At 56.9% G+C, this 22,710-nt stretch carries 23 protein-coding genes and 1 pseudogene; 12 read left to right on the top strand and 12 right to left on the bottom strand.

Translation table 11 applies throughout. The features are described from left to right. The first annotated feature begins 164 nt into the window (after window positions 1-164). From AC2D8V_RS06375 to AC2D8V_RS06355, 5 genes are all read left to right on the top strand, one after another. On the top strand, window positions 165-2,192 hold the full coding sequence (locus tag AC2D8V_RS06375) for a mechanosensitive ion channel family protein (RefSeq protein WP_484732705.1): 2,028 nt from the start codon (window positions 165-167) through the stop codon (window positions 2,190-2,192). 152 nt (window positions 2,193-2,344) lie between these two features. Next, entirely contained in the window at window positions 2,345-2,731 is a 387-nt protein-coding gene (locus AC2D8V_RS06370; RefSeq protein ID WP_484732704.1) for a DUF4345 domain-containing protein, read from the top strand. A 9-nt stretch (window positions 2,732-2,740) separates the two neighbouring features. Continuing rightward, on the top strand, window positions 2,741-3,610 hold the full coding sequence (locus AC2D8V_RS06365; RefSeq protein ID WP_484732703.1) for a DUF302 domain-containing protein: 870 nt from the start codon (window positions 2,741-2,743) through the stop codon (window positions 3,608-3,610). A gap of 115 nt (window positions 3,611-3,725) precedes the next feature. Beyond that, the gene (locus tag AC2D8V_RS06360) at window positions 3,726-5,303 is read left to right on the top strand and encodes an arylsulfatase (protein WP_484732702.1); all 1,578 of its coding nucleotides are present in this window, start codon (window positions 3,726-3,728) and stop codon (window positions 5,301-5,303) included. A 1,225-nt stretch (window positions 5,304-6,528) separates the two neighbouring features. Next, window positions 6,529-7,257 carry a Crp/Fnr family transcriptional regulator gene (locus AC2D8V_RS06355; RefSeq protein WP_484732701.1) on the top strand — a complete coding sequence of 243 codons (729 nt, stop codon included), beginning with the start codon at window positions 6,529-6,531 and terminating at the stop codon, window positions 7,255-7,257. Window positions 7,258-7,479: 222 nt separating this feature from the next. Here AC2D8V_RS06355 and AC2D8V_RS06350 read toward each other — a convergent pair whose 3' ends face one another. Further along, the gene (locus AC2D8V_RS06350) at window positions 7,480-8,289 is read right to left on the bottom strand and encodes a response regulator (RefSeq protein ID WP_484732700.1); all 810 of its coding nucleotides are present in this window, start codon (window positions 8,287-8,289) and stop codon (window positions 7,480-7,482) included. Window positions 8,290-8,591: 302 nt separating this feature from the next. On the opposite strand from AC2D8V_RS06350, the gene AC2D8V_RS06345 reads away from it, so the two are divergent. Then, on the top strand, window positions 8,592-10,307 hold the full coding sequence (locus AC2D8V_RS06345) for a sensor histidine kinase (protein WP_484732699.1): 1,716 nt from the start codon (window positions 8,592-8,594) through the stop codon (window positions 10,305-10,307). Here the strand turns inward: AC2D8V_RS06345 and AC2D8V_RS06340 are convergent. From AC2D8V_RS06340 to AC2D8V_RS06305, 8 genes are all read right to left on the bottom strand, one after another. Further along, entirely contained in the window at window positions 10,298-10,675 is a 378-nt protein-coding gene (locus AC2D8V_RS06340) for a hypothetical protein (RefSeq protein ID WP_484732698.1), read from the bottom strand. The genes AC2D8V_RS06345 and AC2D8V_RS06340 overlap by 10 nt on opposite strands. Before the next feature lie 162 nt (window positions 10,676-10,837). Continuing rightward, entirely contained in the window at window positions 10,838-11,146 is a 309-nt protein-coding gene (locus AC2D8V_RS06335; RefSeq protein WP_484732697.1) for a hypothetical protein, read from the bottom strand. A 62-nt stretch (window positions 11,147-11,208) separates the two neighbouring features. After that, entirely contained in the window at window positions 11,209-11,970 is a 762-nt protein-coding gene (locus AC2D8V_RS06330) for a DUF3618 domain-containing protein (protein WP_484732696.1), read from the bottom strand. After that, on the bottom strand, window positions 11,963-12,373 hold the full coding sequence (locus tag AC2D8V_RS06325) for a phage holin family protein (RefSeq protein WP_484732695.1): 411 nt from the start codon (window positions 12,371-12,373) through the stop codon (window positions 11,963-11,965). Before AC2D8V_RS06325 ends, AC2D8V_RS06330 begins: the two co-directional genes overlap by 8 nt. After that, window positions 12,370-12,864, bottom strand: coding sequence for a hypothetical protein (locus AC2D8V_RS06320; RefSeq protein WP_484732694.1), 495 nt, complete (start codon window positions 12,862-12,864; stop codon window positions 12,370-12,372). The genes AC2D8V_RS06325 and AC2D8V_RS06320 overlap by 4 nt, the downstream gene beginning before the upstream one ends. A 125-nt stretch (window positions 12,865-12,989) precedes the next feature. Further along, a complete protein-coding gene (locus AC2D8V_RS06315) occupies window positions 12,990-14,534 on the bottom strand; it encodes a phospholipase D family protein (RefSeq protein ID WP_484732693.1) in 1,545 nt (514 codons plus the stop codon). Continuing rightward, window positions 14,531-15,604, bottom strand: coding sequence for an AI-2E family transporter (locus AC2D8V_RS06310; protein ID WP_484732692.1), 1,074 nt, complete (start codon window positions 15,602-15,604; stop codon window positions 14,531-14,533). The genes AC2D8V_RS06315 and AC2D8V_RS06310 overlap by 4 nt, the downstream gene beginning before the upstream one ends. A gap of 72 nt (window positions 15,605-15,676) precedes the next feature. Further along, on the bottom strand, window positions 15,677-15,865 hold the full coding sequence (locus AC2D8V_RS06305; RefSeq protein ID WP_484732691.1) for a PLDc N-terminal domain-containing protein: 189 nt from the start codon (window positions 15,863-15,865) through the stop codon (window positions 15,677-15,679). Between the two features lie 143 nt (window positions 15,866-16,008). On the opposite strand from AC2D8V_RS06305, the gene AC2D8V_RS06300 reads away from it, so the two are divergent. Next, window positions 16,009-16,263 carry a hypothetical protein gene (locus AC2D8V_RS06300; RefSeq protein WP_484732690.1) on the top strand — a complete coding sequence of 85 codons (255 nt, stop codon included), beginning with the start codon at window positions 16,009-16,011 and terminating at the stop codon, window positions 16,261-16,263. Window positions 16,264-16,767: 504 nt separating this feature from the next. Beyond that, on the top strand, window positions 16,768-16,986 hold the full coding sequence (locus AC2D8V_RS06295; RefSeq protein WP_484732689.1) for a hypervirulence associated TUDOR domain-containing protein: 219 nt from the start codon (window positions 16,768-16,770) through the stop codon (window positions 16,984-16,986). Here the strand turns inward: AC2D8V_RS06295 and AC2D8V_RS06290 are convergent, their stop codons facing one another. Beyond that, entirely contained in the window at window positions 16,987-17,406 is a 420-nt protein-coding gene (locus AC2D8V_RS06290) for a DUF4112 domain-containing protein (RefSeq protein ID WP_484732688.1), read from the bottom strand. A 30-nt stretch (window positions 17,407-17,436) separates the two neighbouring features. Beyond that, window positions 17,437-17,640 (bottom strand): hypothetical protein, encoded by a 204-nt coding sequence (locus AC2D8V_RS06285; protein WP_484732687.1) that lies wholly within the window; start codon window positions 17,638-17,640, stop codon window positions 17,437-17,439. A gap of 145 nt (window positions 17,641-17,785) precedes the next feature. On the opposite strand from AC2D8V_RS06285, the gene AC2D8V_RS06280 reads away from it, so the two are divergent. From AC2D8V_RS06280 to AC2D8V_RS06270, 3 genes are read left to right on the top strand one after another with little or no spacing between them, the layout of a single operon-like run. Next, complete coding sequence (locus AC2D8V_RS06280; protein WP_484732686.1) at window positions 17,786-18,679, top strand: mechanosensitive ion channel family protein; 894 nt, start codon at window positions 17,786-17,788, stop codon at window positions 18,677-18,679. Continuing rightward, a complete protein-coding gene (locus AC2D8V_RS06275) occupies window positions 18,680-19,897 on the top strand; it encodes a DUF2254 domain-containing protein (protein WP_484732685.1) in 1,218 nt (405 codons plus the stop codon). Between the two features lie 2 nt (window positions 19,898-19,899). Then, window positions 19,900-21,303, top strand: a complete 1,404-nt coding sequence (locus AC2D8V_RS06270) for a mechanosensitive ion channel domain-containing protein (RefSeq protein WP_484732684.1) — start codon at window positions 19,900-19,902, stop codon at window positions 21,301-21,303. Window positions 21,304-21,366: 63 nt separating this feature from the next. Here AC2D8V_RS06270 and AC2D8V_RS06265 read toward each other — a convergent pair. Beyond that, window positions 21,367-21,723: pseudogene (locus AC2D8V_RS06265) on the bottom strand (DDE-type integrase/transposase/recombinase); the annotation flags it as partial. A 226-nt stretch (window positions 21,724-21,949) separates the two neighbouring features. Between AC2D8V_RS06265 and AC2D8V_RS06260 the strand changes: the two are divergent. Next, window positions 21,950-22,516 carry a lipid-binding SYLF domain-containing protein gene (locus tag AC2D8V_RS06260; RefSeq protein ID WP_484732683.1) on the top strand — a complete coding sequence of 189 codons (567 nt, stop codon included), beginning with the start codon at window positions 21,950-21,952 and terminating at the stop codon, window positions 22,514-22,516. Window positions 22,517-22,710: the final 194 nt, after the last annotated feature.

The raw sequence follows: 22,710 nt of genomic DNA, 5'->3' as shown, positions 1-22,710 counted from the left end.
CGCTTCATCCAGACAAACCGACCGGCGGGCTTGGAACCTATCCGAAAGGATAGATTAACCATGCTTTTACACTTTTGCCGGATAGGAAGATCGCGGGTAGTTCCACCTCAGTTGAAGATTAATCGCCGCTGATACGAAGCGTTAAACACGAAGAAGGACATCACGTGACCCAATCCCATATCGAGATAATTGTCTCTGGCGATAATGTCGCCGAGACGCTGGAGCAAATCACATCCCAACTTCCCACTGATGCTCAGGTGGTCACGGACAACGTCGCAGTCCCGACGCTGGCAGAGTTGTTTGCATCTGGTTTGCAAGCCAGCAGTGGGCTGGGGCAACTGGTGAATAACTGGTTTGCACAGGTTGGATCGTCTGCGGAGCTTCAACCGTTCATGACGTTGGTCATCTGCGCGGCGATTTTTGTTGCCGTTTATCTGGCTGAGCAGGTCATAACAAAAATGACCCTTGGAAATCTGCAGCGCCGCTCATCTGATCCTGCGACAGACCGCCATCCGATCGGCGCAGCACTCCAGTGGGGCATCGTGAAAGCTTTTGGTCTGTTATTCTTTTTCGCAGCAAGCTTCATCGCGATCAAAGCCATCATCGGCTCAGAAAACGAAGCGTCGGCGCTGGCGTCCGTTGCCTTGTCCAGTGTGATGCTGCCGCGTGCATGGCTTTTTGTCGTTGAGCTTCTCAGCGCATCTCGTGATGCCAGCAGGCGGGCAAACAGCCTGTCTGACCACGAAGCGACCGGCATTATGCGTGCAGCAATGTTCTTGGTCCTCGTTCTCGCAGCGACAGCCTTTGCGCGTGACTTCGTCATCAGCGTTGTTGACGCAGGCGAAAGCGGAGCATTGTTTGCCGTCCTGACACGCGTACTCGATTGTATCGCTGCATCGATGTTCTTCCTCACGATCCGGCGGCCTATTGGCAAACTGATCACGCGGGCGCTGTCCAGCGATCCAGAGCGACCTGTTCCGTCGGTCCGCATGCTCAGCAATTTCTGGCCAGCGCTTTATATGGTCCTGTTCGTGCTTCAGGTTCTGGCAGAGGCACGGGGTTACCTGTCAGGCACCCTTGGTGGCGAGGCGGCAGCTCTAAAACGGTCTTTTGCCGTGTTTGTCGTCACCCCCTTTATTGTCGCTGCCATTAATGGCTGGAAACAACATCTGCTTTCCCGGCAGGAACAAGCATATCCCGGCCGAATTGCAGGTATCTTTTCGATCTTGGAAGGCGGCGTCACTGTCGGAGCGGCCATCCTAATCCTCTATGCATGGGACATTGATCCTTTCGCGACAGATTTGACAGGTGCCCAGCGTATTCTGCCCGGCCTCGTCAGCGCTGCAATTGTAACGGTCATCGGTATTTCTGCATGGCGTGCGTTGAGCGGTTTTCTCACCATTGGAACACCGGATCAGAACGATGGCGGCGACGGTGTGCCTGAGGGCGAAGGCGGTGTCGGCGGCAGTCGCATTGAAACCGTGTTTCCGATTCTGCGCACTGCCCTCGCCGTTCTCATCGGCACGGTGACAGTCTTGCTTGCGTTGTCGTCGCTGGGGGTTCAGATCGCGCCGCTTCTGGCCGGAGCAGGTATTCTTGGTCTTGCGATCGGTTTTGGGGCGCAAAAAATCGTCGAAGATATCATTGCCGGGGTGCTTTATCTGGTTGAGGACGCCTTCCGAAAGGGTGAGTACGTCGAAACGAGCCAAGGCAAAGGTGTTGTCGAGGCGATCATGTTGCGATCGGTCCGACTGCGCCATCATCTGGGTGCAGTATACACCATCCCCTTCAGTTCCATGGGGACAATTCAAAACCACAGCCGTGACTGGGTTACTGTCAAGCTCTCCTTCGAAGTATCCCCGAAACAAGATCTCGAAAAGGTGCGCAAACTGGTCAAGAAAGTTGGCACCCAGTTGATGGATGATCCCGAGCTTGAAGGCCAGTTTCTGGCACCTCTCAAAAGTCAGGGCGCTGTTGCTCTGGTAGGGTCAAACTACAAGATCGGTGTTAAGTTCACCTCCAAACCGGGTGAGCAATTCCTGATCCGTCGCAAGGCGCTGATTGCGATCCAAAAGGCATTTGCCGAAAACGACATTGAACTTGCAGCGCCGCGTGTGGTTGTGGATTCGATGGCTGGCGCAGAAGCGGCAGCGGCAAAAGCGGCTACCGACCAACAGCAAAATGCTGCGTGACAAATCACGCAAGCGTCGCGCCTGCATGATCTCTGCGGGGATCATGCGGACGCGGTCAAAGCACATACGTCACCATGCCCGTCCCGAAGTATTGCCGTTACGCGTTGCAGGTACTTTGTGGAAGTTCAAAACGCTGAATCGGGAGAGAATTGATGTCCGATAGACTACTTTTGCTGTTAGCAGCCGCAGGTCTTGTACCTATTGCGCTGTCCTACGGTCTCGCACCTTCTGTCACCTTGCCCCTGCTGCTGGAATTTCAGGTGGAAGGCACGCACCTCACGCATGTCTTTCGTGCGATCATGGGGCTATATTTCGCTAACCTCGTGTTCTGGATTGCGGGTGCGTTTAATGAAAACCTGACACGGCCTGCGCTTTGGCTGCTTTTGGTCTTTATGACAGGCCTTGCGGCGGGTCGGCTGATCAGCCTTGTGGTAGATGGCTTGCCAAATTTCGTGCTGCTGTTCTACCTTTGCGCAGAGATCGCCTTTGCCCTCCTGGCCGTGGCCAATCTGAGAAAACAAAACGCCGCCGTGGTTTAGGAGAATAATGTGACCCTGATTTCAAGGATTGGTCTCGCGTCGCTCGCGGCGTTTTGCCTTGCCGTTCCCGCAGTGAGCGAAGAACAGCTACAGGCGGACGTTGACAGATCATTTAGCTCAGTGGCCCGCGCCGTAGAGGATGCAGGACTTACGCCGGTGCTCAGCATTGACCATGCTCGTCTCGCTGCTGCCGAGGGGGTGGAAATGCCGCCTGCGCGGGTTCAGTTGTTTTCAGACACGCGCCTGAACGTTTTGATTTTGCAGGAAAACTTGCGCGCGGGGCTGGACTTGCCGTTTCGTGCCCTGTCCTACGCTGAAAACGGAGGGTCTGCTCTTGCCTACACCTCCGGCGCATTTCTGGCGCAGCGCCACGCACTGGCGAACGGTGCCGCCCTGTCTGACTTCGACGACCGCATCGCGACCGTTCTTGCGGATGTTGAAGGTGTCGTTCCGCATCCCGTTGCTGTTGACGGCGTGACCCAGAACTTTGGCATCATTGAACTGGTATCGCCGTTTCCGGTTGCAGAAACCGTTGCCCGGCTCAGGTCAGCGGTTACGGCGCAGTCTGACACGATCTGGTTTGGTGAAATCGACTTTCGTCAAGAAGCGAAAGCACACGGTGTTGAGGTGAAACCCGCGCAGCTTCTCCTGTTTGGCGGGCCTGCGCCAGGTGGGGTCGCAATGGCGGAGTATCCCTCCATCGGGCTGGATGCGTTCTGTCAAAAGCTGCTGGTCTATGCGGATGAAGATGGCAAAACGATTGTGCTTTATAATGACATCGCGGCGCTGGCCGAGTTGCACTACGGTCAGTCCGCTAAACCCCACGCAATGTTGAACAAAAGACTGACTGAGACTTTCACAAAAGCAATCTGGGAATGAAAAGACAACCTCGGATGATACCGGCCAGCAGATGTCCCCTTCAGTGCGCATCTGCTGCCGATGCATTGGCCGAAATCAGACGCGTACCCCAAGTTAAAAGAAGGATAGAGAATTGTTGAACTTTAATCTGAAAAGCAGCCGCTCGGTCGCGGGCGCCATTCTGGCGACCGTGGTGATGGCAACCGCTGCCACGGCGCAGGAGGAGCGCCCCAATATTCTGGTTATCATGGCAGATGACGTCGGATGGGCCAGTTTGGGCAGCTATCATCAAGGCATAAAAAGCATAGCGACCCCGAACCTCGACCAACTTGCTGCCGAGGGCACAAGGCTTACAGATTACTATGCAGAGCCGAGTTGCACAGCAGGCCGCTCGTCGTTTCTGACTGGTCAGCTGCCGATCCGCACAGGCATGCATACGGTTGGATTGCCGGGCGATCCCGTGGGGTTGAGCAACGAGGACCCGACGCTGGCAAACATGATGAAGTCACTGGGGTACACAACCGGCCAGTTTGGCAAAAACCACTTGGGCGACCAAAACCAGTTTCTGCCGACAACAAAGGGTTTTGATGAGTATTGGGGATGGCTCTACCACCTGAACGCCATGGAATATACATCCGACCCGGATTGGCCCGATGATCCGGAATTTGCGGCCCAGTTTGGCCCGCGCAACGTCATCCATGCCTACGCGACCGAAGAAACAGATGAAACCGTTGATCCCCGGTGGGGACTGGTCGGCAACCAGCGCATCATCGATGACGGGCCGGCACCGCCAGAGCGTCAGAAAACGCTGGACAACGAAGTCACCGAGAAAACGGTTGATTTCATCAACCGAGCCGTCGAGAGCGAAACGCCATTCTTTGTGTGGATGGCACCTGCGCGCGCCCACGTCTGGACCCACCTCAGCCCGGAGTACGAGGCAATGCTCGGTGACGGGCGCGGACTGCAAGATGTTGTGATGAAAGAACTTGATGACAACGTCGGCAAAGTGCTCGCGCGCCTCGACGAACTGGGCATCAGGGAAAATACGATCGTTGTCTTTACGTCGGACAATGGCCCTGAAACGCTGACATGGCCTGACGGTGGCACAACCCCCTTCCATGGCGAAAAAGGCACGACTTGGGAAGGCGGCTTCCGCGTCCCAGCCATCATCCGCTGGCCGGGAAAAGTCCCCGAAGGCAGGGTCGCCAACGGCATATTCTCCGGAATGGACTGGATGCCAACCTTGGTCGCCGCAGCCGGCGGGCCTGACGATCTTCCTGCGGAACTGCTGACGGGCTATCAGGGCTACAAGGTCCATTTGGATGGCTACAACCAGCTGCCCTATCTCACCGGTGGCGAAGAAAGCAGCCGCGACGAGATCATCTACTACGAAGGCACCAATTTGCAGGCCGTCAGGTACCGCGACTGGAAAGCGCATTTTGTTGTACAGCATCATGGCTGGGCTGGACCAAAAGATGAGTTGAATGCGCCTTTGCTCTTCAACCTGCGGCGCGATCCATATGAAAAGGCTGCCGAAGAATCCGGTATGTATACCAATTGGATGGGCAAAAAAATGTGGGCTTTTGGGCCGGCAGCCAAGCTGGTACAAAAACACTTGCAAAGCTTTCAGGACTTTCCACCGCGTGGCTCTGCAGTTGCAAACCAAAATAACGTCGAAGAACAGGTTTCCAGCGAAGGTGGCATGTCACAATAAACCCGTTTCAAAACTGCCCTGAGGTGCAAGCAGCAGGGCTCGAACCACAAAATGGAGCGAAGCACTTGGTTGTGCTTCGCTCCATTTATTTTTGATGCCTCGGATCGGGCGAAAAACCTGTTGGGATCGTTCTGTGCGTTTCGCCCACTGAATACGGCCCGGGCCGTTTTGTATCTGTGACGCGGGCGCAAATATGCAGTGAGATCTTCAAAGCAGGCTCAAACAGGTTGTGATGGCAAAGCCGAACGTGATGTCCTTACGGTTTTATTCAAGTTAGCTGCTCAAGAGCAGCACAGTTCACTCAAGTGCAGATTCAAGAATGAAAAGAACGCAGCGCAATAGCTTTCTGCACACAAAACAACGCCTTCAAACCGTCAGGCGATCGCGATGAAGCCACCATTCATAGGCAGGATAAACTTGAATGTCCTGCGCCCAATCTCCATCGAAAGACACCCGGTAACCAAACGATTGAAACAGTGTTTCAGGGATACTTTCGCGTGTTCCAACGGTAAATTTACCGGAAAAACCAAACGCAGTTGACGGCGGTCTGCCTAAGGCTCTGCCGGCGCTAGACCACGACAGTGTTTATCAACGGGAGGTATCCACCGCGACGGAGTGCCATTTCGGAGCAAAAGAAAGCCGTGGCCGCCTTTGCCTGCGCTGGATCATATTGACCGCGACCCGCAGCGCAGAAGAACGGCATGCGGCCGAGAAGGAAATCGATCTTGGGACCAAGATGTTTATACCGGACGAGCAGTTGAAAACGCGAAAAGATCGCCCGCATACCGTTGTGCGATCAGCCCGTTGCAATTCTTGCGCGTGTTCAGGGCATGAGCGACGACCCAATTTGTCCGACATCCAGCAAGGCGTCGCGCAAAACCAACCAGCTACCGAGCGTTTATGGCGTTTCATGAGGCCCTTGTAGGCGTTTGATCGTCCCGTAACGTCGATGGCTGGAACGGTACAACAGCGCAAGATCAGGTTTCGAAGAAGGCGCGCAGGCGCTACGCGCCTTCTTCGCGGTCCACCAAGTGGCGCTACAACATATTCGACCGGTACGGACACACACACAGGCCCAAGGGTATCGTCGGACACCCTGCGGCGTTGTTCCTAGATACCCCAAACGATCGTTTTTTGTCGTACGGCTTCTCGGTCTACCTGATCCACTTATGGAACCCTTTCCCGTTTGCCGCATTAAACTAAGACACTCACGGGAGGTTTTTTTATGGTTACCAGTTGTACAAACTGTCCGCTGCGTAAACTCGAAATATTCGACGACATGACAAAGGCGGAACTGGAGCGGACGAGCCGGTACAAATCGGGCGAGTTGGATGTGGATCCGCGCACGCCCATCCTGATGGAGGGGTCAAATTCGCCACAGTTGTTTACGGCATTAAAGGGTATGGGGTTGAGATATAAGATCCTCCCCAACGGGCGGCGACAGGTCATCAATCTGATTTTCCCCGGCGACTTCATCGGTCTTCAGGCCGGAATGCTGGGCGAGATGGGGCATTCGGTTGAGGCGACAACGCGGATGAAACTTTGCGTGTTCGACCGCAGCGACTTTTTTGAGTTCTTCAGCGGCAGCCCGAACCGCGCGTTTGACATCACGTGGCTGGCGGCGACGGAGGAACACTTTCTCGGCGACACGCTGACCACGGTAGGTCAACGCGATGCTTTTGCTGCAGTGGCATGGGCGTTTGTACGGATATTTCAGCGCGGCCAGTCGCTGAATCTGGTCAATGAAAACACAATGCCCTTCCCCTTCAAACAACAGGACATAGCGGATGCGCTCGGGCTGTCGTTGGTGCATACAAACAAGACACTGGCGCGACTGCGCGAAAGGCAGCTCGTAACATGGGCTGAAGGCAAGCTGACAGTGCATGATCTGGGCGCTTTGGCCAACGCGGCGGACATGGAGCTTGAAGAGGTCAAAAAGCGCCCGTTGATCTAACGCAGTTGGGTTGCGCGCAGCCCAATCGCCCGCAACAGGGCCATTCAAGTGCCGCCCTTTACCAAACGGACGATGCCGAGCGTCGCGCAACATTTCGTGGGCGGCTGCGACACAGAAAAACCGGTCGCACGTGTGAACGTGCTGACCGGCTTTCTTTTGTGCTGAACACGGTACCGAAACGGTGACGCCGCAAGGCGCGTGCACGAGGCTTCTGTCAAACTCTTATGCGCGAAGCGTCTCTGTCGAGGCAAAGAACATGGCCTGACTTACGGCGACACGTACTTGTTCCTCGGTATAAGGTTTGGAGATCAGAAACGCCGGTTCGTGTTTTTCACCGCTCAGCAGCCGCTCGGGGAAGGCTGTGATGAAAATCACAGGCACAGTGAGATCCTTCATGATGTCGTCGATGGCATCGATGCCAGACGAATTATCCGCTAGTTGAATGTCCGACAGAATAAGGTCCGGTGCGGTTTGACCCGCCAGATTGACCGCAGCATCACGCGTACGGGCCACGCCTGTCACCGCGTGACCAAGGTCTGTGATGATCCCTTCAAGATCGATTGCGATAATCGCTTCGTCCTCGATGATCATGACCTTGCCGCGAATGGATTTTTCCATGTCGTCATAGGCTTGCGCCAGCAGGTTGTGAACGTCTTCGGTCTGCAGCGCCATGATCCCCGCGATCTGGTCGGGTGTGAATTCCTCGATCACCGAAAGTAACAGCGCTTCGCGTGAACCGGGTGCCAATTTTGACAAATGCCGCCGTGCCGCCGCTTCGATGCCGCCGTGATCCGGCGTCTCTGCCGAGGTTACACTGTTCCATTCCTTATGAAATATGGTGAAAAGCGCCTGCTTCGCCGGAACGTCTGTTTGAAACATGGATGGGTCGTGCAGGATCGCCTCGAGCGTTTTGGCGGCGTGGGTGTCACCCTCTGCCTGGTTTCCCGTCAACGCGCGGGCGTAGCGCCGCAAAAAAGGCAACTGTTCCCCGATAGCGGTTGCAAGATCCGGGCTGTTGTGTGTCGAGCTCATTTGATGATGTACCTTTTTTAAAAAACTCGGGAACAAACGTCTGGGCAGCGCGTTAGTTCCCCAAAGTCGGAAAAAATTTAATTTGTGAGCATCTGAGTGGTACGTTCGAGACCTTTTAGCTCGACCGAATTGGTCGAAGAGAATTTACGCCGCGCCTTTCCGGACGCGCAAGCGCCTGAGCCTGATGCGATTTTTGATCGCTTGCTACAGGCATTGAAGGAACAGACGAACGCGCCATCCCGTCCCACGGCAGATCATGAATAAGCACATCAGTAATGGTCAGAAACCTTCGCTTGATAAGTTTGAGCACTCGCGCCGTGCTGTATGTGTCGATTGCGCTGCTGCCCCTTGGGTTCATTGCGCTTTGGCAAACCGGCCTTATTTTGCAGGATCAGCGACAGGCCGGTGAGCGTGGCATGATCGCGCTGTCCGAAAAGGCAGCCGCAAGAGACCGTCAGATCATGGAACGCGCAATCGGGGGCGCTGCCGCACTGGCAACCAGCGCATTTTCCCTCAAAGACCGACCCGCCCTGTGCCGCACCGTTTTGCGCCGGTTCGTTGGAAATTCCGCGCTTTATACTTTTGTGGCTTTTTTCGATGATACCAACAGGCTTGCCTGTGCCTCTGTGCCCTCGGAGGATCAAGACCTGTTAGACACAAGAGTGCAGGATTTGCCCTTACGAGGGGATATTGCCGTCTATCGCAGCGAAGCGGATGACGTGGCCGGTTCTGCATCACTGGTGGTGGTCACACCGGTGCTGGAAGATGGCGCATATCGCGGCCAGTTGCAGTTGCATGTCTCGCCGCAACTTCTCTTTCCACGGCCAGAGGCGTCATCGGATCAACGACCGGCGGGGCTCATTACTTTCAACAACCTGGGTCAGGTGCTGACGGTTGAGGATCACAACAAGCCAGCGGCGCTGGATTTTCTGCCGCCAAAGATCAACCTCGCCGAACTGACCCGGCCTTTCCAATACGCATTTGACGATACGGCGCGAAACGGGCAGCCATATCGTTATATCGTACTGCCACTGGTGCCGGATGCCGTTTATGCGCTGGCAACCTGGCCTTCGGACGCCGCCCTGATCAATACCAATCGCACGTTCCTCAACACCACACTTTTTGCGGTTGCGGCTTGGGCCGTGAGCGTCCTGACGGTGTATCTGATTATGCACCGGCTTGTGATCCGCGGGATCAAACGGCTTTCGAGGCAGATGTCGAGATTCAATGCCGCGCGCCAAGTCCCGGAGGGGGCAATAAGCGGACGCGGCGAGTTATACGCGATGGAGGAAGACTTTCGAACGCTTGCCCGGGCGCTGGTCGAAGACGAGCAGAAGCTCGAGGCGTCCGTACATGAAAAAGACGTGCTTCTCAAAGAGGTACACCACCGGGTAAAGAACAACCTGCAGCTCATCAATTCGATCATTAACATGGTGCTGCGGGGCAAGCCGAGCGATGAGACAGTATACGTGGTACGCCGGTTGCAAGACCGCGTACTGGCGCTCGCGTCGGTGCATCGAATGATTTACGAAGCCGAGCAGATGGACAGGGTAGACGCCGCACCCATCGTCGAAGAGGTCGTCAACCAAAGCATCGCGGTTGGCGTCCCAAAGGGGGCGAAAACACCGGTGAGTTTTGATCTGGATGCCGTGGTGCTTTACCCCGATCAGGCTTTGCCTCTTATACTGCTGGTATCCGAGGCGATTACCAACGCGCTCAAGTACTCCCAGTCTGGCGATGCGCAAATCGCTGTATCTCTCAAAGCCTATTCAGCGCCAGAAGAAGCTGGCGCACAACGCCGCGCAACGCTCGAAATGTCGAATGTTGTTCATGCCAAAAGCAAACAACAAGACTTTGAAAGCACATCACTGGGCAGCAAGCTCATGCGCGCCTTTGCCAGCCAGTTGGACGGGGAGTTAAGAACCAACGAAAGCGAAGGTGAGTATCACCTTCGGGTCGATTTCCCGGTTGCTGACTTTGAAGCAGAAAAACAAAGTATGTCTGCCGGTCAGGGCTGATGGGAATGGCCCTCGACACTCGAAACTGACAGCAAGCTGCTCGCGGCGTCGATCAGCTGTGCTTCGGTGAACGGTTTGTTCAGATGCGCCCAGCCGGGCGGGGCGTCACTCAGGCGTGGGTCAATGACGATGACACGCGACTGGAACAACCACATCACATCTTTGTCCGAGGCATCGATCTGGCCGTTCTGGTTTGCCGCAACGACCACCAGATCCGGCGTTGTGCCCTTGTTGGCCGCGCGCGCGGCGCTGACGCTGTCGTAAATCTCGCATTGAGCGGTCGGCATTTCGGAAAGAAAGATGTCTTTCATGTCCATAGAGATGAACATGTTCTTTTCGATGATGGCTATTCGCTTCAGGTCCAACACGTCCAGCCCCCCAATTGTTAAAGAGCAACGATGGCAAAGAACCTAAATTGTCGCATTAATCTATGACATAAGAACTGCGGTTTTCGACAGGACTGACCCAACGTCAAGAAAAAGGGCGCGCCGGTTAAGGCGCGCCCCTTCAGTCTCAGATCCGCTGTTAACTTAGCGGCGGCTATTGAGTGCCATGCCAAGGATGACGCCGACAGCCAGGGCGCCGGCGGCCACGGCAAGCGGTTGTTCTTCGGTGAACTTGCGGGCCTTCTCGCCAGCCGTGACAAGGTTGTCGCGCACTTCGGTCGCGCCTCTCTCGACGGCGTTGCGTGTGGTCTCAAGACCGTCGCGGGCCATTTCGGTGGCCTTGTCGCGCGCCTCGATGGCGGTTTCCTTGACCTTGTCGGTCGTGCCGCGCTCTGTATCGAGGGTCGTGGCTGTGTCGAGTGTTTCGGGATCGGCGGAATGAATAGTAGACATGTTCGTTCTCCTGTCTGTGTTGATGTCGCGGTACACCTTCAAAGGGCGCAACCGGAGCGGGTTCAGTGTTGGCTAATGCGTTGTGTGCCTGCGTCGAACCCCTCGCGCAGTGCGGCCTCGCCGGTCGCACGGGCGCGCGCGATTTCGTCGCGCAGTGTCAATTCGGCCTGCTGCAACAGCGCGTCGCGCTGCTCGCCCATCAAGTTGTCTTCAACGCGGGTACGGGGCAGAACAGCCGCCAGAACGGCACCAAGCCCAAGCGCAACAGCGCCTGTCGACAATGGTTGACGCTGGTGAAAACTCCGCGCCTTGCGTTTGGCGATTGCAGCCTGACGGTCAACCTTTTCCTGCGCCTGAATGGCCGCTTCGCGTGCTTTGATCACGCGGTGACGTGCCGGTTCGGGCAGATTTGCCAGACCGGCGTTCAGCGCGGCGCGCAGCTTTGGCGCGCGCGGTTCATCGTCCATGGCCGCGTCTGCCGCCGCGACCCGGCGGTCGAACGCACCGGTTAACGCATCATTTTGCAACTCGCCCACAGGCGAACGACCTGCGCGCGCGTCATAGGGCGGCGCGGAGTTCGGTTTGCGCGGGCCTGCGAGCATCGCGGCCACACCTGCACCAACCAACAGCAAGGCGGCGGGATTTGCCCGTGCCATATCCATCGCCGTCTGACCCAGCGCACCGCCGCGGGCATCGATTTCGCGTGCCACGGAGGATGAGATGCGCTCAGGTGACAGCGCGGTGGTCAACTGTCTGAGCGTTTGTTCCAGCATGGAACGGTCCTGCTGGATATCATTTTCGAGTTGGTTCAGGTCGTTAGACATTGACTGTCTCCTTGATGGTCTCAGCATCGCGGCGCAGATGCTTCATCGTGCGCTGCGGCTTGAGGTTTTTCGGGTTTAGACGTGCTTTGCCGGCAAGAAACAAACCAGCGGCGATGGCGATGGCCACACCACCGACAATCAACGAGGCCCAAGCCACGGGGATGCCAGCCGCAGCAAGCGCGGCAATGGCGGCAGCAGCAAGGATGTCGAGCACGGTAAAGACTAGCAGCAGTGCTGTCAGGATCATGACCACGCCGATCAGCGCCCGCGTCACGCCGGCGGTGACTTCGCGCTTGGCATATTCGATCTCGTTGCGCACAAGGCGTGCGCCGTGATCTAGCGCCGAGCGCATCAGTTCCGGCGCGTCCGTTACGTCGGGTTGGGGATGCACATGGTCCTTCACGCGTCTGCCCTCCCGTTGGTGTAACCCCGTGACATGGGATCACCCTGCGGTGCCGTATCCGCGGCGCTGACATAGCCCGTCCACGGGTCTTCGGACGGTGTCCGCGAGACAGTTGTTGTGCGGTCGCTGGCTTTGAGAAACCGTGCAGCGGCAAATCCGACTAGCGCGGCACCACCCAGAAACATCAGCGGGTTTTCGCGCGCAAACTGCGTGACCTTGCCCGCGGCCTGATCAAAGTCGGTGCGGCTGATGCGATTGGCGACATCGGTCAGATGCGCAGCCACCTGCTGAGTGGCCTGCGCCTGCAGGCTGCCCGGTTCAAATTCGGCAGATGCGGCAGCGGCAGCATCGGCCGCTGTACTCACACGCTGCTCGGCCTTCTGCGCCACGTGATCGGTTGCTTCACGGGCTTTGTCATGTGCGGCTTCAGCCGCGTGATCCACGCCGTCGCGAATGGCGGCCTTGGTCTGTGTTTTGCGGTCTTCAGTCATGAAACCCTCCGTTGAGTTGCTTGACTGACAAACGCGCGGCGGGCTGTTTTGGTTCCGCAGGTGCGACGGATTACCTGATATTATTTTCAAAATTACGTCGCGGAAAAAGAAATAAAATGAATATGTTAAACCATTTCCACAGGTACACCGGGCAGCAATTGGCCAAACTTTACCGAGGCCTCGACGTCATGTGGAAGAACAAAGCCGCGCCGCTCTGCGGGATCGGTGTTGGCATTTGATTGCGCAAGGCTTCGCCACAGGCCGACGGTCTTGCGTCCCGGCTCTGTCATCCGGTCCGGTGCGTTGTCCGGCAGCCAGGTGCCCATGACCCGCTTGCGGACCATTTCCACCTGCTCGGGGTCGGTGACTTCGATGCCAAGCTCGGTGTCCCAGCGCATGCTGCGCCCGTTGTGATTGGCCGAAGTGATCATCGCAGACCGGTTGTCGAACACCGACACCTTGGAATGGATGAAGACCATGGGCGCACCACAAATTGCGGCGCGATCGTTGCTGGTCGAGGCGCGCTGCTGGCCCGGAGAGCCGATGAAAAGTCGTGTACCATAGGCGTCTTGCAGGCGCGTCAGCATTTGCGCCTGCATGTATTCGCCATACCGCATATCCAGCCCTTCGTCGTGATCAAAGGCCACTTCCAGCGGGGCCGCAGGCAGCATCACGACAATACCCAGATCCGGCGCGGTTTCAGCGCGCTCTACCAGCGCGTCGGTCAGCACCGGATCGCGCAGAAACTGGCTTTCAAGGTAGATGAACTGCTCGGCTTTCGAGATTTGATCAAGATGGGCGTCAAGGATCGACGTATCGCAGACGCGCGGTGACAGATGGGTATCTTGCGTTGTCCGGCGAACCGACAGGGTGCGCAGCAACCCGGCAGGCGGACGCACCGCGCATTTCCCCGCGCACTCACGCTGGAACCTGTCCAGATGGATACGGGCGGCGCGCGCGCGATCCGGATCGTGCAATATCGCCTGCACATCATGCCAAGTCTGTGCCGCCGCCGTTTTGTGTTCAGGCGTGTCCAGCCTGCGCCGGTCCAGATCCAGCCCGCCGATGTACAACCATCTGTCATCAATGACCGCGACCTTCTGATGGTGCGTCACCGGGATCATCGGTGGGATATTCGCCTGTACCGGGGCAAAGCTACCGTCGTCGTTTTCGCATACCATGCCCTGCAAACGTGGCATGGAGCGCAGGACATCCTTGCGTGCGCTCCGGTCAAGCTCGCCCAGCCAGCTGCAAGTCGCGCGCAGCTGATCCATGATCTTTGTCCATAGTACCAGCCGCGGCGCCCAGCCCACCCGCGCGGGATGATCATAGACGCGCGCCTGCATCAGGTTCGGGTTTTTCGACATCTCTGCAATTCCCTGCAGGACGCGCAGCGCCTTCCAGGTGCCGGCGTGCATCTCTGCCCGTACCACCGGATCGAAATCCGTCAGGCTGATCGAGATGCGGACGCCCTCGTCCAGCTTGGCTACAAGCAGGTCCACCCACGTGCCCCCGATCTCGCGGGCCCGCCGGCTCAGCAGCGCGGTACGCGGATCAAAGACACGAAACCCCATGTCGATACGGTCCTTGGCCCCGATGACCGCACGCTCAAGAGCAGGATAGGCCTCCTGCGCGGTAATCAGAACGTCGAAAGCTTTCAGTTTGGTCATGACGTTACCTGTGTCGAGGTCGATTGAATGAAAACCGGCTCAGGGGCTGCTTCGGCCCTGTCCGTGGCATGCACCGCCTTGTTGATCTGGCGCATCCATACAAGGATTGGAATGGCGATGATGCCACCAAGCGGCCCCCACATCCAAAGCCAGAAAACCAGTGACAGAAACACAAGCAGCGGGTTCACCTTCATGTTCCGGCCTACAAGGCTCGGCGTGACGAACTGGCCCTCGACCATGTTCATCGCGAGGAACAACAGCGGTGGCGCAAAACTCTTCGCGCCGTCAAATGTGACCAGCCCGGCAATCAGCAGCGCGCCAGCAAAGCTGATCGGCCCGAGATAAAGAATGAAATTGGCCAAAAACGCGCCGATACCCCAGTAGATAGCGTTTGGCATATCCAACAGCATCAGCATCAGCGTAACCAGCGCGCCGAAGACGCCGTTAATTGTCGTCACGGTCAGAAAATAGCGCGAAACTTCGGCCTCGGCACGGCACAACACGCGAAAATCCACCGTGTCGCTTTTGCGGTCGATGAACTCGTAGATATCGGTGCGGGTGAGCAAAAAGAAATACAGCAAGCCGACAAACACCATGATCTGCGCGGCAATTGAAGGCAGATAAGACAGGATGTTTGCCAGACCCGGTACCTCCACGCCTTTTTTCACAGTCTCCGCACCGGCATCGGAATTGATGGTCTCCGACACCTTGTCCTGAACGCTCTCAACGTTTTCCATCGTTTCCTTAAGTCCGCTGAACGAGGACTGCAGCTCGCTCCACAGATACGGGACGCGTGCGAAAAATGACGAAACGATCGGATAGAATACAACGATTGCCAGCACAACAGCGGCAAGGATCAGCAACAGGACCACCATGGCGCCCACAACCCGCGGCGCGCCGATCTTGTCGAGAAAATCAGCCAGCGGTGCAAATACCACGCCTGCCACCAGCGCGCATACCAGCGGCAGAAAGACGGGCGTTCCGGTTTCAAACAGCCACACCAGCGCTGCAAAACCGAGGCAGGTCAAAGCGATGCGAAGAAGATAATTGGTGTTCTTGTCGAGACTCATCACGGACCGCCTTAAAAAAGTGGAAAAGAATGTGCCGACCCCGCAAGAAGGTCGGCACCAAAGCTTTTGATCTTAAGCGGAAACTTGTGTGGAGCCTTTTGGCCCTGCAAAGAACCAGATGATAAAGCCGATGACCGGCAGCACGAGGATCAACAGCGTCCAAAGCAGTTTTGCACCCAGCGATACGCTGCTCGTCCATGTTTTGATCAGCGCGTAGATGTTAGCGATCAGGACGATCAAACCGATGATACCATATTCCATTGTCTTACTCCTTTTGATGACGTGTCGATTGGCTGGTCAACGCCCCTGCACAGACAATGGTTCCCCGGACTGCCGCAAAGAAATTTCGGAACATAATTTTGGGGGGCCGCGTTTTGTCGATGAAAGCAAAAGGAGTTGTAAAAATGAAAACTGGTACAATCATCGCAGCCATCGCCGCCGTTGCAGTCATCGCCTTCGGCATCTTCTTTATCGACATCGACCAGACCGAAGAAGCATCGCTTCCTGACGTGGATGTAAGTGTAGAAGGTGGCAACCTGCCTGAATTCGAAGCAGAAACCGGCGACATCGACGTTGGTACAACCGAAGTCGAAGTAACAGTCCCAACGGTCGACATTGAGGCACCTGAAGAAGACGATCGTGTCGCTGAAAGTCAATAACTGACACCATTTGTCCAAAAGCCGCGTTCCTTCGGAGCGCGGTTTTTTTTATCTAGAGAACCGACAAGGCCCCGACGCGTTGAGGCGCAGATGACCGGTTAATTTACCTCGTCCGGACCCATCGCTTTTCGCGGCAGAGCAGCCCCCTGCTCTGCCGCCAATCGTCTCCAGCGTATTGAAATTATTGCCGAAAAATATTTAGGAAAAACATCTCCTCTTCGGGAACTTTTGACCGGGCGGGGGGTTATCCTTGTGCTGGCACGGTTTTCTTCCCCCCCGACTGACCAGCAAGTTTGCTGAGGCCATCACTTCCCCAGTGCAACGTCTCAGTTCCGTATCGGCTGATCGCTGCCTAATTCAGCCGCCCTATTTGAAGTAACGAGTATTACCCCGCTGCCCCTCGCAGCGGGGTTTTTTGTGCGCCAACAGCGCGCCCTGGTTGCGTGGGAACAAACCGACCGCGCGGCACGTTCTGACTGCGCATAACATCAGGAGAGTGAGTACATGGGAACATATGCAAAAGGCGACAAGGTCGAATGGAACTGGGGCAACGGCACAGGTTCCGGCGAGGTCAAGGAAACCTTCACCAGCGACGTGACCCGCACCATAAAGGGAACCGACGTGTCGCGAAGCGCCACAGAAAACGATCCGGCCTACCTTGTTGAACAGGAAGATGGTGATGAGGTGTTGAAATCCGGATCAGAGCTTAGCAAGGCGCGCTGATCAGGCAACAGCAGGGGTGCGCGCTTCGGCACCCAAGGCGTCGCGCAGCAGCGCCATATTGCGCTTGTGCGACTTGAAAAACAGATCGAAGGCGTCGCCCAGAACCGGAACGCCTCCGATGACAATATCCAGCACTGAATTCAGCGCCATCTGCCCCAAAAGCCTGCGCCGCGCGCCAAGCCTGTAGGCCTCGTAAATCATATAGCCTGCTGGCACCGCAGTGATGAGATCACCCGCGCCGGGCACAAGACCCAGAATACTGTCCCAGCCAAAACGCAACCCGAGCCCGGGAATGCGAAATCGAGTGTCCATCACTGATGCAACACGGTCCAGTCGCGCCAAACGCCGCGCACGGTCGTCGCCATAAGACGACGCCTTTGCGCGGACGGCGGCGGTGCTATTTGTCTGTGACAGGGTCATATGGGACTCGATGCCGGGAAGGTGCGCGTGTTACTTGGACACGTCGCGCAGAGCGTCAGCCAACTGCGTATCAGCCTCTGACGACTTCACCGCCTTGGCGTTTTCCTTTGACAGTTCGCCGTCGGTTTCCGCGTGGTCCTTGTCACCCTTCTCGCCCGGCTGGTTCTTGAGGTCGTGATGTTGGTCGGACCCGCGCAGATCGGGGTAGCTTACAAGTTTGTCGTCTTTAGCCATGGCTTTCTCCTTTGCTCAAAAGCGCCGCATGTGGTGCGGCATTCACCTAGCCAACGTGCCGCTGCGCTGAAATGTTCCCGCAAGCCTGAGGAACCGCTTGTTGCATCAGCGCGTTGGGCTGCAGATAAAACTGAACGGAGCGCAAATGGACTGGGACAACATCGTACCGCTCGTCGAGGAAAAACTCGTGGGATATGCAGAGGCGCTTGTTGCCGCCACGCCGCGGATTGCGGCGGCTGTGCTTATCCTGATTTTGACCTTAGGTGCCGTAAAGCTTTGTCGTTTTGCCATCCGGCAGGTCGCCAAACGCACCCGAATGCGCAGCAACCTCACCGATGTCTTGCAGATGCTGGCCAGCACGGGCCTGTGGCTCATGGGCTCTCTGATTGCGCTGGCGGTGATTTTTCCGACCATCACACCGGCAAAAGCACTGACCACACTCGGCCTCGGGTCGGTCGCCATCGGCTTTGCCTTCAAGGACACATTTGAAAACTTCCTCGCGGGCATCCTTATTCTTTTGCGCGAGCCTTTCGCCATTCACGATTTTATCGAATGTGAAGCCGTCGAGGGCCAGATCGAGGAAATCACGATCCGCGACACGCACATCCGCCAGACGGATGGTCAGTTGGTCGTCATGCCCAACCACATGCTGTTCAAAAACCCCGTCACCGTGCGCACTGACCGCGACCTGCGCCGCATTACCGTCATTTGCGGCGTTGCCTATGGCGAAGACGTCGACGCATCGCGCGAGGTGATCTTCAATGCTGTGAAAAAAGTGGATACAGTGCGCGATGATGTGCGCGACGTGCAGGTATTCGCGCAGGAATTCGGAGACAGTTCGATCAATTTCGAGGTGACATGGTGGACCGGGTCGCGTCCCATCGACATCCGGCAATCACGCGATCAGGTGATTGCTGCCGTCAAACGCGCGCTGGATGAAGCCGGGATCGAAATTCCCTTCCCGTATCGTACGCTCACTTTCAACGAGCCTCTGCCCGTCCGGAATGAAACGCCGGACAGCAAGGGCGAGGCTGCCTAGATGAAGCTTCCAACGGCGCAGCTGCTCAAGATCGTTTCAGATTTACGCGCAAGTTACTGGTTCATCCCCGGCGCGCTTATGACGGTGGCTGTGCTTCTTGCGCTGGTGATGGCTTGGTTCGACAGCACACCCGAATGGCACCCTGACATTCTGCCGCAAGAAATGCGCGATGCCGAGGCTGCGGGCGCGCGATCGGTGCTCAGCGTTATTGCCACCTCCATCATCGGTGTCACCGGTGTCATGTTCTCCGTCACCATCGTTGCCGTGACATTTGCCTCCGGCAAATACGGGCCGCGGCTGATCGATAACTTCATGCGCGACCGCGGCAACCAGTGGAGCCTTGGCATCCTGATTGCCACCTTCACCTACGCGCTCATCGTCCTGCGCGAGGTGCAGGGCAGCGTCGGCACCGAAGATTATTTTGTGCCCCAGTACTCTTTGCTGACCGCGATCATCCTTGCCCTGCTGGCTGTTGCGACGATGATCTACTTCTTTCACCACATTCCCGAAGCGGTGAACGTCAGCATTATTTCCGCCGGTCTGGGTCAGCGGTTTTGCGCGGCGGTGCGCGCGCATGACCTGCCCCTGCCCGAAGCGGGCGACGACCTGCCCAAGCCCCCTGCCCGTACCGCACCACGCGTTGATCTGCTGGCCAACCAGACCGGCTACATCCAGACCGTTGATGTCGGCGGCATTGTCGAGGTGGCCGAACGCACCGGCGTACACGTGACCCTGACGCATGGACCCGGCGGGTTTGTCGCCCAAGGTGATCCGGTGTTCGAACTGCGCGGCCCGTCCATTGATCACGATGACCAGGACGCGCTGCGCACCGCCATTGCAATGGGCAACGGCCCAACCGAGGCGCAAAACAGCCGCTTTATCGCAGACAAGCTGGTGGAAATGGTTGCGCGCGCCCTGTCTCCCGGCGTCAACGACCCGTTCACCGCAATCAACTGCCTGAACTGGCTCTACGCGGGTCTGTCGAGCCGGTTAAGAGAACCTCCAGAGCAGCAGTCGCACCCGCTGGTCACCGTGCCTGAGACTGATTTTGCCGCGCTGCTGGCCGCCTCGTTCGGCGCCAGCGCCGATTATGTCACTACAGACAGTCTGGTACGGGATCACGCCCGCGACTTGCTGACCCGGTTGCACAGCCACGCCAGCGGCACCGATGCCGCCGCCATCACCAAACTGATCAAGACGTTCAAAGCAGAATACTGACCATGACATACATGACCCGTTGCGCGCTTGCGCTGATGATTGCCCTGCACGCTGTTGCGCCTTTGCCTGCTGCTGCGCAAAGCACACCGGAAACTGTGCAGACAGACCAAAGCATCGCAGTTGAGGACAACGCCGCCTCCGATGCGCAGATTCGCACCCGCATCCAGCAGCTATTGCGCCAGATCGACGGCTATGACGAGGTGACCATAACAGTGTCCGGTGGCGTTGTGACCCTGCGCGGCGAAGTGCTCGACACCACCCGCAGGGATGAGCTGGTCGCGATCGTCAACCGCGTCACCGGCGTCGTCACGATCAAGAACGAAACCGCCGTCAGCACCGACCTTGAAGAGCGTCTCGCCCCCGCGTTGGAGCGGATGACCGAACGCGGTCAAATCGTTCTGGCCAATGCGCCCATCTATCTTTTGGCCTTCACCGTATTTCTGCTGATCGCATGGGCTGGGTGGAAACTCACACCGCGGCTGCGCCTGTGGGACTGGATCGCGCCAAACAGGTTTATTGCCGATATCTACCGTGCGGTGGCGCGGATCGTGTTTGTCCTGCTGGGGGTGGTTGTGGCCCTCGATATTCTGAACCTGACCGCGTTGTTGGGCGCTGTGCTTGGGGCGGCCGGTGTTGTCGGGCTGGCGCTTGGCTTCGCGGTTCGCGATACGGTCGAAAATTTCATCGCCTCGATACTGCTCAGCCTGCGCCAGCCTTTCCGGCCCAATGATTTCGTCGACATCAGCGGCGACCTGGGCTCGGTCGCTCGGCTGACCTCGCGGGCGACCATCCTTATCTCGCCCGATGGCAACCTGATCCGCATCCCCAATGCCACCGTCTACAAGGGCCGCATCATCAACTACACGCGCGACCCCAACCGTCGCTTTACCTTTGATCTGGGTGTCGATGCAGATGCAGATCTGTCCGGCGCGCTGGCGACGGCGGCGGATGCCATCTCTTCCCTGCCCTTCGTACTGCGAGATCCACCCGTTTCCGCCTGGATCAGCGAAGTCGGCGACAGCAATGTGATACTGTCCTTTGCCGCATGGCTCGACCAGCGTAACGCCGATTTTCTCAAAGGACGGGGCGAGGCGATCCGCATCGCGAAAGAGGCGCTCGAAGCTGCCGGATACGGCCTGCCGGAACCGATTTACCGGCTGCGCGTCGATGGCTCAAAACAGGCCAGCGCTCTGGCCAATGCCGTTTTGTCGGAAACCGACGCAGCAGCCCCTCCTGAAAAGGCCCCCGCACCTGAACCGCAAAGTTCCGCACCAACAGAGGTGCATGAAGCCTCGGACCCGACCCGCAGTACGGACAGCGCCAAGGATGTGGTGAACCGCGAAAGGGCGACCGCAGCCGCAGCGGCGGGCGAAGACCTTCTCGACGACCGCAACCCGACCGAATAGGCCACCGCTCGGTGCTGCCAGACGAATTCGAACCAGTCTCAGTTGGCCGCCAAATGCCGGAACTTATCCGGAACATAGCTGACGCCACTCGGTAAGTGCGGCGTTGCGGTTCAGCTTGAAATCGTTTCGTGAGTAGTGGCTGTTTTCTTGATTAAAGTGATTATAGACCGAGGCGTGGACGGAGGCGAATTTCTGCAAACTTCGCATGCGCCGGAACCGAAGCATGGCTTGTTCTCGTCGTCGAAACGGCAGATGTGAATTCTCCGCTCCGTTGTTCAGCCAGCGGCCCGTTTCCTGCCTGTCTGCGGCGCCGATCTCTTTGAGCGCAGCACCATAAGAGCGCAGCAGGTCCGTGACGATCACCTCGGGCCGACCATGCTTACGCATTGCTTTCTTAAGGAATTTCAACGCGGCTTTCTGATAGAATGACTAAACTGCTTCAGGAGCATCAAAAATGCTACTACAGGTTAAAGCGGACATTTGCCCGCGTTGCAGTGATCGACTGCTTAGAGCCCGAAGCAGACAAATAATGTACTAATGCCTTCTCCAATTTTGCCAAAATCAGAGTTGTCGCTTTGCGGGCCTGTATTCTAGTGCCAAACTGAGGGCGTAATGATCGAGTCAACCGAACCAAGGAGACAGTAGGATGGTAATTTTTCAACATAGATTTTTTGGCACATTGCTTTTCGCAGGCGTTGCGGCGCTTTGGACGATTACATTGTCGGGGTCCGTCTTTGCGGCCGACAACGCGGAAGTAGATGCGCTCGCGACGGCGTCGCTTACAAAATTATACGACGAAAACAGCGCTGCCAGAGAGCTGTCGCAAAACGCTGTTGCCAAGCTCGTTTTCCCCAAAATCACAAAGGCTGGTTTGGGCGTTGGCGGAGAAGTAGGTAAAGGTGTTCTGCACGTGGGCGACAGCAAAGACGGTTATTACCGTACGTTGAGCGTTTCTGTTGGTGCGCAGGCAGGATTCCAAACGTACGGCTACGTCATTTTGTTCATGACACAGGAGGCTTTGGACAGCTTTAAATCCAAGAAAGGTTTTGAGCTAGGAGTAGATGGCTCCGTTGCCGTGATTGAAACCGGAGCGACGGTCGAAGTTGATACAACGAGCATAAAAGCGGATACCATTGCCTTCGTCTTCGATGAAACCGGATTGATGGCCAGCGCGACTATCGAAGGTTCCAAGATTACACGTCTCGACGACTAATTTGGTGCAAGCTCGCTTGTAATATCAAGTGCATGTGTTTCGATGCAGCCGCTTTAAAGTCCGACGCGCCACCATCGAGAACACATCATTCTCCCCAAGCAGTCATTCACTCGCCTCGCCGTGAATGACTGCATTGAGCCCATAGGAGACGCTCAATAAGACGTCTGCCCCCGCTTAAATGGTATTGAAAGTGC

Source organism: Roseobacter sp. YIN89 (genome assembly GCF_057219365.1).
This window is presented reverse-complemented; position numbering and strand designations above follow the sequence as displayed.